This is a genomic window from Psychrobacter sp. T6-1 (assembly GCF_052258445.1).
Map to the genome: position 1 here is coordinate 1 of NZ_JBQQFC010000677.1, position 747 is coordinate 747.

The following is a 747-nucleotide window of genomic DNA, read 5'->3' on the forward strand; positions in this document are numbered from 1 at the left end:
CTCGTCCCTGCCAAAACCGCAGGCGTCAACATTGAGCGCATGCTAAAAGTATTCGGTGATTATGATGCGCCGCATGGGCATGGCGAAGTTAGCTTTGATAATGTACGCGTACCGATTGATAACTTTATCGGCGGACCAGGTATGGGCTTTGAGATTGCCCAAGGTCGATTAGGGCCAGGCCGTATTCACCATTGCATGCGCTGTATAGGCGCGGCCGAAAAATCACTTGAGCTGGCCATTAAGCGCGGCACTGAGCGCACCGCTTTTGGTAAGCCTTTGTTGCAATTAGGCGGCAACCTTGAGCGCATTGCGGAGGCACGTATCAAGATTGATCAAGCACGTCTATTGACCCTATATGCGGCGCAAAAGATGGATAGCCAAGGCACCAAAGCGGCTTTGACTGAAATATCAGCGATTAAAGTAGTGGCGCCAACCGTACTACAAGAAGTGGTCGATATGTCTATTCAGATACATGGCGGTATGGGCGTCTGTCAAGATACGATGTTGCCAAGTTTCTTCGCTCAGGCTCGTGCATTGCGCTTAGCGGATGGTCCTGACGAGGTGCACAAAACCATGATTGCCAAATTAGAGTTAAAGCGTCACGGCGTTCGTCTAAAACGTTAAAAATAGTCTAAGTGTAAAATAGAAAAGGACAAATATATGGCAACTGATAATAAAGGCAATCTGCCAAGTGGCGACAAGGCTGTAGATCAAAAGGTTTTAGACCAAGGCGGTCAGATTCGTGAT

The 747-nt window shown here is 48.2% G+C and carries 1 protein-coding gene; it reads left to right on the forward strand.

Annotated elements, in window-relative coordinates:
* Positions 1-624: acyl-CoA dehydrogenase family protein (locus tag ACTXGO_RS15350; protein ID WP_443575126.1), on the forward strand; the 624-nt coding region annotated here is incomplete at its 5' end.
* Positions 625-747: the final 123 nt, after the last annotated feature.